Origin of the sequence: Burkholderia sp. BCC1977, assembly GCF_905339595.1 — a bacterium.
Taxonomy (GTDB): Bacteria; Pseudomonadota; Gammaproteobacteria; order Burkholderiales; family Burkholderiaceae; genus Burkholderia.
Map to the genome: position 1 here is coordinate 53,658 of NZ_CAJPGQ010000004.1, position 12,979 is coordinate 66,636.

The 12,979-nt window shown below is 66.7% G+C and carries 9 protein-coding genes; all 9 read right to left on the reverse strand.

Annotation, left to right across the window (positions count from 1 at the left end):
• Positions 1-64: 64 nt before the first annotated feature.
• A complete protein-coding gene (locus U5771_RS05175; protein WP_415859388.1) occupies positions 65-1,375 on the reverse strand; it encodes a hypothetical protein in 1,311 nt (436 codons plus the stop codon).
• Positions 1,372-3,195 carry a glutamine--fructose-6-phosphate transaminase (isomerizing) gene (gene glmS, locus U5771_RS05180; protein ID WP_322022981.1) on the reverse strand — a complete coding sequence of 608 codons (1,824 nt, stop codon included), beginning with the start codon at positions 3,193-3,195 and terminating at the stop codon, positions 1,372-1,374. The genes U5771_RS05175 and glmS overlap by 4 nt, the downstream gene beginning before the upstream one ends.
• A 123-nt stretch (positions 3,196-3,318) precedes the next feature.
• A complete protein-coding gene (locus U5771_RS05185; RefSeq protein ID WP_322022982.1) occupies positions 3,319-3,807 on the reverse strand; it encodes a Biofilm PGA synthesis auxiliary protein PgaD in 489 nt (162 codons plus the stop codon).
• Positions 3,785-5,056 (reverse strand): poly-beta-1,6-N-acetyl-D-glucosamine synthase, encoded by a 1,272-nt coding sequence (gene pgaC, locus U5771_RS05190; RefSeq protein ID WP_322022983.1) that lies wholly within the window; start codon positions 5,054-5,056, stop codon positions 3,785-3,787. Before pgaC ends, U5771_RS05185 begins: the two co-directional genes overlap by 23 nt.
• Positions 5,053-7,146 carry a poly-beta-1,6-N-acetyl-D-glucosamine N-deacetylase PgaB gene (gene pgaB, locus U5771_RS05195; protein WP_322022984.1) on the reverse strand — a complete coding sequence of 698 codons (2,094 nt, stop codon included), beginning with the start codon at positions 7,144-7,146 and terminating at the stop codon, positions 5,053-5,055. The genes pgaC and pgaB overlap by 4 nt, the downstream gene beginning before the upstream one ends.
• A gap of 15 nt (positions 7,147-7,161) precedes the next feature.
• On the reverse strand, positions 7,162-9,927 hold the full coding sequence (gene pgaA / locus U5771_RS05200; RefSeq protein ID WP_322022985.1) for a poly-beta-1,6 N-acetyl-D-glucosamine export porin PgaA: 2,766 nt from the start codon (positions 9,925-9,927) through the stop codon (positions 7,162-7,164).
• Between the two features lie 104 nt (positions 9,928-10,031).
• On the reverse strand, positions 10,032-10,784 hold the full coding sequence (locus tag U5771_RS05205; RefSeq protein WP_322022986.1) for a hypothetical protein: 753 nt from the start codon (positions 10,782-10,784) through the stop codon (positions 10,032-10,034).
• Between the two features lie 72 nt (positions 10,785-10,856).
• Positions 10,857-11,285: a hypothetical protein gene (locus tag U5771_RS05210; protein ID WP_322022987.1), complete on the reverse strand. Its 429-nt coding sequence runs from the start codon at positions 11,283-11,285 to the stop codon at positions 10,857-10,859.
• A 679-nt stretch (positions 11,286-11,964) separates the two neighbouring features.
• Complete coding sequence (locus U5771_RS05215; protein ID WP_322022988.1) at positions 11,965-12,960, reverse strand: LysR substrate-binding domain-containing protein; 996 nt, start codon at positions 12,958-12,960, stop codon at positions 11,965-11,967.
• Positions 12,961-12,979 lie beyond the last annotated feature (19 nt).

Below are 12,979 nucleotides of genomic sequence, written 5' to 3' on the forward strand. Positions count from 1 at the left end.
ATCGGGCAAAGGCCCAAACGCCCGGATCGATCGCGCCGGGACGGATCGACGTGCCGGGTCGCCGTCAATGCGTCGAACACTGCGCGTCGGCCTTCGGCGACGGCGTTTCCCGGGTCGTGTCGAAATCCGCTTCGCGTGTGCCGGACGGCGTCAGCGACACGAAATGCATCGTCCCGGCGCGTGCCGGGAACCCGGCGATACCGGTCGCGCCCCACGGAATCGGCGAACGCTGCACGCCGCTCACCGACATGTCCGTCGGCGAAAGCGCCAGTGTCAGCAGCCGCCCGTCGCGGGTCGGCACATACGCATGCGTGCCGTCGACACCGATCCCGGACTCGCGCACCGACGCCGGCAGGCAGTCGAGCGTGGCCAGACGACGGCCCTCCGGGTCGATCAGCAGCGCGACGCCGCGATTGTCCGCCGTCGTCGTGACGACGACGAAGCGGTCGACCGCCGGCACATACGCGGACGAATAGACGTAATACTGGATCGTGTCGTTCAGCGGCCCGAGCATGTCGAGTTTCGCCGTGACCGGGTCGAACATCGCGTATTCGAGCGTCGCGTCCGTGCTGCCCTCGATGTATTTCTGCCAGACCAGCAGCGCGCGGCGCGGCGAACCCGCGACCACCGGCCACCATTCGCGGCGGTGCGGCGCGACCGGCACATGGTTCAGCACGCGTCCTTCCGCATCGTAGGTTTTCACGTAGACGCCGTTGCCGGTGCCGAGGTTGTCGACGCCGCCGCCGTCGATCCAGTCGGCGGAATAGAACACGACGAAGCGTTCGCCCACCGCGGCGACGTGGCCCGAGTGGCCGCCTGCCTCGACGTCGTTCGGGTAGGGCTTGATCGGCTTCAGGTCGCGCCGATAGACGCCGTATCGCTGGCTGACCACCTGCGGCGTGTTCCAGCCGTCCTCGAACGTGACGAAGATGTCGCCGCGCGGGTTCTGCGCGATCGACACGGGTTCCTGCGCTTCCGGGCGGCTGATGAACGGATGGACGCGCAGCAGGCGCGGCTTGCCCGGCAGCCATTCGCCGACGTACACGTCATGCGGCCAGTTGCCGTCGCGCCGCGCGCCGCGCGGCACGATGCCCGAGCTGCTGAAGAACACCCAGCGCCGGGCGTCGCCGGCGTCGGCCACGCCGATCCCGTGCATGAAGCGCCGCGGATCGCCGCGCTCCAGCGGCGACTGCGGCGACGCGGGCGCCTGCACGGTGACGGTGTGAACGACCGGCCCGCCGGCCAACGTGCGTGACGGCGCGCCGACGGCGCAGCATGCGCCGCAGAGCACGGTCGCGACGCGCCACGCGGCGGCGCGCCGGCCGGCCTGCGAACGCAGGGTGGCGACCAGCGCCACGCCCGTCCGCCGCATCATTCGACGGTGACCGATTTCGCGAGGTTGCGCGGCTTGTCGACGTCGGCGCCGCGCGCGCAGCCGACGTGATACGCGAGCAGCTGCAACGGGATCACGTTGACGATCGGCGACAGCGCGTCGCCTGATTCGCGCACGCGGATCAGGTGCGTGTCGCGGTCGGCGTCGATCTCGAGATGATGGCCCGCGAGCACGTACAGGCGTCCGCCGCGTGCGCGCACCTCGGCCATGTTGGACTTCAGCTTCTGGAACAGGCGGTCGTCCGGCGCGATCGTGACGACCGGCATCGCGCTCGTGACGAGTGCGAGCGGGCCATGCTTCAGTTCGCCGGCCGGATAGCCTTCCGCATGGATGTACGACACTTCCTTGAGCTTCAACGCGCCTTCCAGTGCGATCGGATAGTGAATGCCGCGCCCGAGGAACAGCGCGTTCTCGGTGCGTGCGAACCTCGCGGCCCAGCCCATGATCTGCGTTTCCAGCGCGAGTGCGTGGCCGATCCGGTCCGGCAGTTCGTGCAGCTTCTTCAGGTGCATCGCGACATGCGCGGCGTCGAGCCGGCCGCGCTGCTGCGCGAGCGTCAGCGTCAGCAGGAACAGCGCGACGAGCTGGGTCGTGAACGCCTTGGTCGACGCGACGCCGAGCTCGATGCCGGCGCGCGTCAGGAAGCTGAGCGGCGCGCTGCGCGCGATCGAGCTGGTCGCCACGTTGCAGATCGCCATCGACAGCTCCTGGCCCAGCCCGTGTGCGCGCGCGAGCGCGCCGATCGTGTCGGCAGTCTCGCCCGACTGCGAAATGCCGACGACCAGCGTGCGCGGATCGGGCACGGTATCGCGGTAGCGGTATTCGCTCGCGATCTCGACCTGCGCCGGGATACCCGCGATGCCCTCGAGCCAGTATTTCGCCGTGAGGCCCGCGTAGTAGCTCGTGCCGCAGCCGAGCAGCAGCACGTTCCGGGTCTTCGACAGCAGCGCACGCGTGCTGTCGTTGCCGCCGAACAGCGCGGGCGAGATCGTGTCGATGCCGTCGATCGTGCTGGCGATCGCCTTCGGCTGCTCGAAGATCTCCTTCTGCATGAAGTGCTGATACGGGCCGAGGGCGGCGTCGTCGTCGCGCGCCTTGACCAGGCACAGCGGACGCTGGGCCGGGCTCCCGGCCGAGTCGACCACGTCGATGCGTTCCGGCGTGATCCGCGCGACGTCGCCGTCTTCCAGGTAGACGAAGCGGTCGGTGAGATCGCCGAGTGCCGCGCAGTCGGACGCGAGATAGTTCTGGTCCGCGCCGATGCCGATCACGAGCGGCGAGCCCGCGCGCGCGGCGACGAGCCGCTGCGGTTCGCGCGCGCTCAGCACGGCGATCGCATACGCGCCGTGCAGCCGCTTGACCGCGCGGATCACGGCATCGAACAGGTCGTCGCGATACACGCTGTGGATCAGGTGCGCGATCACCTCGGTGTCGGTCTCGCCGCGAAACGTATAGCCGCGTTCGCGCAGTTCGGCGCGCAACGCATCGTGGTTTTCGATGATCCCGTTGTGCACCACCGCGATCGTGTCGCCCGACATGATCGGATGCGCGTTCATTTCCGACGGCGCGCCGTGCGTCGCCCAGCGCGTGTGCGCGATGCACGTCTGCGCTTCGAGACCGAGCGTCAGCACGCGGTCCTGCAGGTCCGCCACGCGCCGCAACGTGCGTTCGCTGCGCAGGCGGCCGTCACGCAGCACGGCGATGCCGCACGAATCGTAGCCGCGATATTCGAGCCGGCTCAGCGCGTTGACCAGTTGCGGGACCTGATTGTTCAGGCCGCTTGCTCCGACGATTCCGCACATGATTCACCTCGTCTACAGGAAGTTGCCTGCCGGCGCGCGACGCGCGCCAGCACGATTTCAGGAGCGCCGTCGCGTCGCGCGGCATGCGTTGCGCGCGGCGCGGCATGGCATGGCTCCGGTGACTTACTCGCGGGGCTGAGGCCCAGCATGCGCGACCCATTCGATGCCCGAGATCGAGCCGTTCGCATCGTGCGACGCGACCAGAATGCGCGTCGTGCGCCGCGCGCCGCGCCGGCGGGCGCCCGCGAGCGCGGTCGGCGGCACCGAGCGCATCTTCACGCTGGCCGAACGCCGCAGCATCTTCGACGCGTGCAACCGGTACGCGAGCGGATGCACGACGCGCCCCGCGATCAGCCAGGTGACGATCGTGCCGGCGATCAGCGCGATGCTCGTCACGTAGAACACGATCTGCTCGATCGGCATCTCGGCCTGGTTGAACGGCAGCAGGTAGCGGTACGTGTAGATGCAGATCGATGCCCATACGCCTCCGACCAGCGCGGGCCGCACGAGGCGGAACCACACGACGAGCACGGGCCCGACGATGACGCCGCGCGCGGCGATCAGTTCGCGCGGCGTGCGCAGGGAAAGGTCAATAATCGGCGCGTTCTTCATGTTGAATGCCTCGGTCGGGACTGACCCAAACGGCGCGCCTGCCGCGGCCCCGCAGTACGACGGCGGGCAGGGCGACGACGGTGGTGATCATGCTGATCAGCCAGAACGCGACGGGGTACCAGACGGTGTCAAGGAAATACATCAGGAGTTTTTCGTCGTAACGACGATCGATCATGCTGCCGATGATCAGCTGCAGGATGCAGGTTGCGACCAGCAGCATCCCGTGCCAGTGCGGCACCACCGACACATGCCAGTTCGACGGAAGCGGGTAGAAGACGTCGATCAGCGCGAGCAGCAGGATGAACGACATCGAATAGGCCCACGCGATGCCGATCAGGTACTCGGCGAACAGCGGCCACATCATCATCTGCGTCGGACGTGCGAGCGTGCCCGCGTACTTGAGCAGCACCTGGATGCCGCCCTTCGACCAGCGCAGCCGCTGCCGGTAGAGCCCCTTCAGCGTCTCGGGCATCAGGATCCAGCTGAGCGCGTGCGGCTCGTACACGACGCGCCAGTCGCGGCACTGCAGCTTCCAGCTGATGTCGATGTCCTCGGTCAGCATGTCCGAGCTCCAGTAGCCGACGTCGGCGAGCGCGGTCTTGCGGAACATCGTGATCACGCCCGACACCGTGAAGATGCGGCCGTACACCTGCTGCGTGCGCTTGATCAGCCCGACGATCGACGAGAATTCGCCGACCTGCATGCGTCCCAGCAGCGACGTGCGCGTGCGGATGCGCGGGTTGCCGGTGACCGCGCCGACGCCCGGATCGGTCAGGAAATGCTCGAGCATCCAGCCGATCGCGTCATGCGCGAGCAGCGCGTCGCCGTCGATGCAGAGCAGGTATTCCGCGTTCGATACGGCCGCCGCGGTGGTGAGCCCGACCGCCTTGCCCTCGTTGCGCGCGTGATGGATGACAAGCAGCCGCGGGATCTCCACGGCCAGTTCGTTGAGGATGTCGCCCGTGCGGTCCTTGCTGCCGTCGTTGACCGCGATGATGTCGTAGTTCGGGTAGTCCATCGCGTTGAGGTGGCGGATCACGCTGCGCGCGTTCGCGGCCTCGTTGAAGCACGGCACGACGATCGAGATCTTCGGGATGCCGCTCGCGGCGATCGTGCGCGTCGACAGCTCGCGGCCTTCCTCGAGCAGGAAGTAATGGACGACGCCGCCTATCATCCACAGATACGACATGAAGAACGGATAGTAGAAAACGAAGTCCTGGAGGCGCTGGATGATGCCGTGGGTGGTCATGGCGTCTTGGTCCCCTGTGCATGCTGCATCTGCATCAGCGCGTTGATCGAGGTCGGATCGAGGCGCGATTTCAGCGACATCACGTCGCGCATCGCGTCGAGCTCCGGCTGGCCGTTCAGGAAGTTGTCCGGGTAGTAGCCGAAATTCACCGCGCCCTCGCTGCGCAGCCGCCGCATCTGCGCGAGCAGCGTGCCGGCCGGCACTTGCTTCTGCGCGTGCCAGTCGTACGACTGCAGTTCGAACACGGTGCGCTGCAGCCCGCGCTGCTTCGCGCGGACGGCCCGCACGAGCTGGTCCAGCCAGCCCTCGGGATCCTTCGCCTGCTCCATGTACGGCATCGCCATCAGCGCGACGTAGTCGTAGGCGGCGAGGAAATCGTCGTAGTTCTGCGCGTACCACGCTTCCGATTCGGGCTTGAGCACCGGCATCGCGAAGATGTTGCGCGCGGTCAGCACGTCGCCCACGTTCTGGTGGGCCAGCACGATCTGTTCGAGCTGGCGGGTCAGGTCGATCAGGTAGCGCGACTTCTGGCGCGTCCAGCGCTTCATCAGGTCGGGGTTCTCGCGGATCTTGCCGACGTCGGCCGGCAGCCCCCACTGCGAATAGGTGCGCAGCGCATGCCGGCCCGCATCCTCGTAGTCGTCGAGCACGGCGTCGTCGCTGAACAGGATGCCGCTGAACGACGCGTGTTTGCTGAGATCCTCGTAGAGCTGCTGGATCATCAGCCGCGCCTCCGGATCGAACGGGCTCAGCCGGAACATGCGCGTGCCGTTCTCGCGGGCCGGCGCGCCGCCGTATGCGCTCACGGCCTCGAGCCCTTGGTGCTTGTCCGGCGGCGGCCGGAACGCGAGCACCGGCATCCACGCGTACACCTGCACGTTGGAGCGCGTGTTGAGCTGCCACGCGGCGCGCGAGAACAGGTCGGCGCGCATCGGCAGGTGCCGGTTCGGGAAATACACCGCCTCGGCCACGCCGGTGCCTTTCGGGTCGGCATAGGCCTGCAGGTACACCGATTTCGGCTGCATCCGGTAGATGCGCTCGATCAGCTTGCCGAGATTCGCTTCCTGCCGCGCGGGATCCGGATCGTAGACCTGGTCGAGGTCGACCTGCACGATGCGCTCGGGCACGTCGACGTCGCCGCGGTTCGACGCCGGCTCGCGCATCGAGCGCTCGAACCCGCCGATGTCGATGTCGTACATCATCAGGATCCGTCTCAGCCGGTCCAACGGCACGTCCGGCGTATTCGGGCCGGCATCGAGGCTGAACTGGATGTCCATGCCGAGCGACGTCGATATCTTGCGCACGGGCTGGTTTTCCGCGCCGTATGGCCACACCATCGAGCGTGCGACGATGCCGGTGCGTTCGCGGATCTGCCGCACGCACGTCTGCAGGTCGTCGTGCACGCGTGCTTCGAATTCGGCGTCGGTTTCATAGCGCTTCTCGTTCTGCAGGTAGAGGTGCGACGTGGTCGCCGGCAATTCGTTGCCTTGCGGATTCGCGACCGCGCCGCGATGAAGGTTGTGGGTGTGGCAGCCGAGCTCGACGAGGTGCGACTGGCCGACCTTCTGCACCTCCTCCCACGACATGAAGTAATCGCGCGGCACCTTGATCTTGTCGCTGATGCTGATCGGCGTATCCGGCGGCGCATCGATCCACGCGGTGACGATGCCCATCACGGCCGGATACTTGAAGCGCTCCAGCAGCGGCAGCACTTTCGTGTAGTGGCTGCGGTAGCCGTCGTCGAACGTGAGGAGCACCGCGCGCGGCGGCAATGGCTTGCCGCCGTGCCGGGACGCCTCGATCTGCCTGACCGTGATGGTGTGATAGTTGTTGGTCTGCAGCCACGAGAAGATCGCGGTCAGCGTGCCGGTATCGACCGCGAACGGATCGACCAGCGCCGACGGGGACTTGAACGACTCCATCAGGTTGTCGCGCACGTCATGCAGGCAGATCACGCGAAACGTCTTGCCGTCGGCCGGATCGGACGGCGGCAGCAGATCGATCATCTTGGCATTGGTCACGCCCGGGAACAGCGAACAGGCGGTGAACGTGCCGAGGCATCCGCACATGAAGGTCCGTCGGGTTTGCATGGCGCGATCTCCTTGCTAGAACGGCAGGTTGACCGACAGGAAGCCGGTTTCGGAGCGCTCGCGCTGGCCGTCGTACGCGTGGCTGCTGACCTCGACGCCATAGCTCAGCGTGATGTCGTGCTTGAACGTCCACGCGTGCTCGAGGCGCGCGCTCCACAGCGGGCTGGTGCCGAAGCCGCGCTCGTTGTACACACCGCCCGACGCCGACACGCGCTGCTGCAGCGACATGTCGCCCTTCTTCCACAGCGTCAGCTGATGCATGACGGTCGCCGCGGCCGCGTAGTCGCGGCCCGGGCTGAAGTAGGGCGCGTTCTGGCGCGTATTGCTGTCGGTGCCGAGATCCAGCGACACGTTGACGAGCTGGTTGGCGGACGTGTACACGCGCTGCGTGGCGGTCGCCGCGATCTCCTGGTGCAGGTTCGAATCGCTGTAGCGGCTCACGCCGTAGCTCAGCTTGACCTCGCGGCGGTCGTTCTGGCGATACACGACCGAGACGTTGGCGGAGCGGCCCCAGATGTGCGCGGCATACGCCTTCCACGGCAGTGAGTTGTCGTTGGTGTCGAGCGCGCCGGTGACCGTCCAGTAGTCGTTCAGCGCGTACGCGATGGACCCGCGGCCGCCGGTTCGGCCGTCGGCGCCGAACGAGCGCGTGACTTCGCCCAGCACGGTGAGCGGCCCGTGCCGGTAGTCGCCGCCGACGCCCGTGCGGGTGCGGCTGACGCTGCCGGCATCGGTTTGCGCATGGCCGAAGAACGTATGCGAGAAGACGCGCCAGTTGTCGCCGAACGGTTGCGAATACACATAGCTGTCCGATGTGAAGCTGTTGTCGGCCAGCGCGCTGTTGCCGTGCTCGAAGCTCAGGTCGGTCGTGAACACGGGGCTGCGGTATGCCTTGTAGTCGCGCTTGAAGCCGCGCACGGCGCCGCTGTCCGGGAACACGTTGTCCAGGGTCTGGTCGACGTGCTTCGCGGTGGCGTAGTCGTCTGCCGTGAGCGACGCGCGGCCGAGGCCCGCGAGCATCTCGACGCTGTCCGGGTGGTCGGTCAGCGACGCGCGATACATCGCGATCGCCTGGCGGGGATGCGACTGGCCGGATACCGCGTCGGCGTGCGCCGCACGGACTTCCGCGTTGAACGGCACCTCCTTCTCGAGCTGTTCCAGCGCGGCGATCCCCTGGTCGGTGTGGCCCGTGACGATCAGGTATTGCGCGCGTAGCCGGTAGTAGCGCAGATAGTCGCTTTCTTCCGGACCGTAGTTGCGCACTTCCTTGGCCGGCGGCAGGGACTTGCCCATGTCGTCGAGCACCTGCTTCGCGTCCGCCGCGCGACCCTGGTCGACGTACGACCAGAACAGCCCTTCGCGCAGTTCGATCGGACGCGTGCGCGCCCCGTACTGGAAGCCGCGGGTTGCGCGGTCCGTCGGCGACGCGGTCGCCTGCTTCAGCGCGCGCTGGTACACGGCGTTCGCCTTGGCCGGCTCGCTCAGGTACAGGTAGGCATCGCCGACGGCCGCCAGCGCGTCGATCGAGATCTCCGCGTCGGGCGGAATCGTCTCGAACGTCGCAACGGCCGGCTTCATGTCGCCGCGCGCCGCCAGGGCGACCGTGCGGTCGCCCGCGAGCGCCGTCCTGACCGGCGAATAGTCGGGCGTGGCCGGCATCCGCTTGTCGAGGTCGTCGGCCGCGCGCAGCGCGCTGTCGATCCCGTCGAAGCGGTCCGAACTCGTCATCGAGCGCGACTTGTCGCGTCCGCCGCGCACCTGCTGGCGTATCGACAGTTCTTCCAGTTGCGCGACGTCGACGGCAGAGAACGCATCGGGCCGTGCCTTCGCTTCTTCGAGCGCCTGGATCGCGCCACCGCTCGCGGCGAGGCCGAACACGTCGTTGCGCACGGTCGCGACGTCGGCGGTACGGAGATTCGGCGCCTGGGCATTCGGCGTTTCGACGTCGGGACCTTGCGAGGGTTGGGTCGCCGTGCCCGGCAGTTGGGCGCCGGGCGTCTGCGAATTCGGTGCCTGGGACGGCGGCGGTTGTGTGCCGGGTGTCTGGGTAACCGGGGCAGGCGAGTTCGGCATGGGGGTGCCGGATGCCTGCGCGGTTTGCGTCGGTGTCGTCGGCGTATTCGACGCATTCGGCGATGCGGCCGGTGCCGATGAATTTGGTGGCGCGGTGTCGGATTCCTGGGCAAGCTGCATGGGGGCATTCGACGTTTGCGCGGCGGGTGCCGATGAATTCGGCGGCGCGGTGTCGGATGCTTGGGCAAGCGGGATTGAAGCATCCGACGATTGCACGGCGGGTGCCGATGTATTCGGCGGCGCAGCGTCGGATGCCTGGGCCAGCTGCTGCGTCGGCGCATTCGATGTCTGGGCGTCCGGTGCCTGCGCATCCGACGATCGCGCGTCCGGCGCCGCTTCACTCGACTGCGCCACGTCCGGCTCCACCACGACCGTGGTCGGCATCGCCTGCGATTGAGGGTTCGACACCTGCGCGATCTGCATCGACGCATCCGATGCCTGCGCGATCGGCGTCGGCGCAGGCGGGGGCAGGGTGTCCGGACCCTGGGCGAGCCACGTCGACACCCCCGTCGGCTGCAGGTCGGGTGGCAGCGCATCCGGCGCGCCGTGGGTCCCGGCGATTTCGCTCGCGCCGCCCGGTTCCGCGTCGCCGTCGGCGGCAAGGCAGGGGCCGGACGCGACGAGCAGCAACAGCAACGGCGCATGCAGGAGGATCCGCCGGTTGGGCGGTGCGACGGTGGTGCATTGTTGTTGACGATTGTTAGCCACGATGTCTCCTCACTCTGAAACGATCACATCGGTTGCACGCCCGACGACGCGCGTCGCCGGTCGTCGTGCTGCCGGGCAGCGAGGCCCGGCAGCCTCCGGCCGCTTCACAGGCGGTTGCGGATCGCTTGTCCAAGCAGCGCGCGCGATTCGCTGCTCTTCGGGTCGATGGCAAGTGCCCGGCTCGCGTTTTGCTCGACGCAGGTCCATTCATCGATCCGTGCGCACCAGCGCGCCCTGGCGAGGGCGCGGGCGCCTTTCATCTCGTCGCGCGTGACGCTGGCGGTCTCCATGTGCGTCGTGTCGGCGATATCCGATTGCGGTTGCCGTTTCGGCGTGGGCTCGGTGTGTTGTCTCGCGCGTGCCAGCGCCTGCGAACGTGGCGTCCGGTGCGTGTCACCGGGGTGCGCCGCGCGTCTGCTGGCCGGTGTGGCGTGTGCGTTGGCCGCGAGCGTCGTGGACGCCACATGCGCGGGGCGCGTGTGTTTCGCGGCGGAGCGGGCAGTCGCTGGCGGCGGCTCGGCCGGGGCGGTCGACCCGGTAGGCGTTGCCGACGCATACGGCGTTCCCGGTACGGAAGGCGTGACCGGTTCGGCCTGCGCGACAGTCGACGCCGCGCCGGAGGCGTCGGCCGTCGCGGCCACGATGGCCTGGCGATACTTCTCGACGGTGGTGCCGAGCGAGCCGGCGATGTCGTGCGTCACGGTTGCATGGCCGACCCCCGCATCCCGCTCGACGTACGCGAAGGCACCGAAGATCGCGGCAAATGCAACGACGCTGAGCGCTGCATTCTTTCCGGGACCCCAGGAGGGCTTCGGCCGGCGGGCGGGCGAACCGTCCGGGCGTTCTGCACGAGTCATTCGATCCTCCTGTCGATGGATTGCGGTGCATGACGCGGGCGCGCGCCATCGGCGCGCGGATTCGACAGACGTTCACCACCGCAACTGCGTGGCGAGTGTGCCCGTTTCGACGACCGCGAACTGGGTGGCTCCCTGATAGGTCCCTTCGACCCGGTAACTGGCATCGGGCACGCTGAACAGACAGCGCGAACCTGTCGCCTTGAATTCGACGAGGACGCGTCCATGCCGTCGCAGTCGCACCTGCACGTTCGACAACGGTTGCCCGCCGGCGCCCGATACGAACGACACGCCGAGGTTGTACGGACGGCCATCGGGGGGAAGTGGTGCAGTACCGTCGATTCGCGCGTCGCCGCAGATGTACGAAATGACATATCGTCCGGAGCCGGTGTCGGACGAGGGTGTCGGGGCCGGGTTTGGGGTCTGGGCCGCGGCATGGAGACAGAGTGCGGATACGACGAGGCCGAGGAGCGGGCGACCATGCTGTTCAAACGAGGAAGACATTGCAACCTCCATCCGGAATCGCTGGCAACGCATTTATTCCGAGTCGAACTTGATGACGTTCTTTTTGCGACAACGTCATTGATACACGACGGGTTTTGAACAAACAACTGCGTGTGGTTGAAATGGGACGGCGATAAAACCTCGTATTTAACTAGGATTGATCTTTATTTGGATTATTCGGTCAGCTCTGAAGAAAGTCGATTTTGCCGAATATGAAATTTGCTCGGCGGTACCGATGACGCTCTGACGAATTGACGATGCGGGTGGTACCGGAATTTCGTGCCGAAAAATAACGACAGATAAAAGGAAGTTTTGCCTCTGTGTTCGAGGCATCGCAATGAATGCGGTGCACAGCTTGATGAATTCAAGAAACGGGGTGCGGAGGTCTTATTTTAAATTGGCATCGAATGAAAATCGAAACTTTTGATTTGTTCTGTAACAGGGTATTTCTGCCGTATAAATCGATGGGTTATTCGGAACCGTTGCGGAATTAGACGGAAAATATCGCGCGGGCGCGCAAACGTTTGGCGTTTCATCGCGATTGATCGAGCGTGCGACGCGCGCATCGATCATGGAGCGAGAGTGAAAAATACTCGGCGGCTGAAAAAAGGCGAGTGCCGGCGCGGCGGTTTCATCCGCGCCGCGCGCCGGCGGATCGTGCGCGAGCAGGGGACCCGCGCTACCGGCTGCCGCCGGCGCTGCGGCGCGCGATGCGCACGGCCGGCGCGATCGACTGCTCGGTCGCACGCGTGCCGTCGGCCGCGGCGTGCGGCCGGTTCATGATGTAGGTCCACAACTGCTCGGCCGCGAGCCCGCGCTTGCGCGCGGACCGGTACAGGCGAATCTCGAGTTCGGTGATCCAGTCCGCCGAACCCGCACGGACGAGCGAACCTTCCGCGAGCTCCTTCGCCACGCAGCTTTCGGGCAGCCAGCCGATCCCGTGCCCGGCCACGACCATCCCCTTCAGCGCCTCGGACATGTGCGTCTCGAAGCACCGGTGCAGCGCATACGATTCGGACGCGTTCAGCAGCAGCATCTCGACGACGTTCCCGAGGAACGCGCCCGACGAATACGCGAGGAGCGGCAGCGGCGCGTCCGGCGTGCCGGGCAGTTCGAATACCGGCTTGCCGCGCGCGTCGGGCGTCGACACCGGCAGGATCCGTTCGACGCCGAGCGTGACGAACGGGAAGTGGTTCGGATCGAGCACGATCGGCAGTTGCGGATGGTGATAGCCGAGCAGCAGGTCGCATTCACCTTCGACGAGCTGCTGCACGCCCTCGGGCACGTTCACCGCGTTGACGCGCGCGGTCACGTGGCCGACTTCGCCGTTCAGTTGCTTGAGCCATTCGGGGAACAGCGTGAACACGAGCGTATGCGCGACCGCGAAGCGCACCACCTGGTCGCTTGCCGCGAACTGGTCGTAGCCGTTCACGAGGTTGCGTGCCGCGTACATGCTGCGCAGGATGTCCGCGGCCAGCCCGCGGAACATCTGCCCGGCCGGCGTCAGCGCGATCGGGTTGATGCTGCGGTCGACCAGCTTCGCGTCCATCCACGTTTCGAGCGCGGCGATTCGTCTGCTGAATGCCGACTGCGTGAGGTGCCGATGACGCGCGGCCCGGGAAAAGCTCTTGGTATCCGCAAGGCTCAGGAAATCTTCCAGCCACTTCGCTTCCATTTCGATCTTCGCTTTTTAT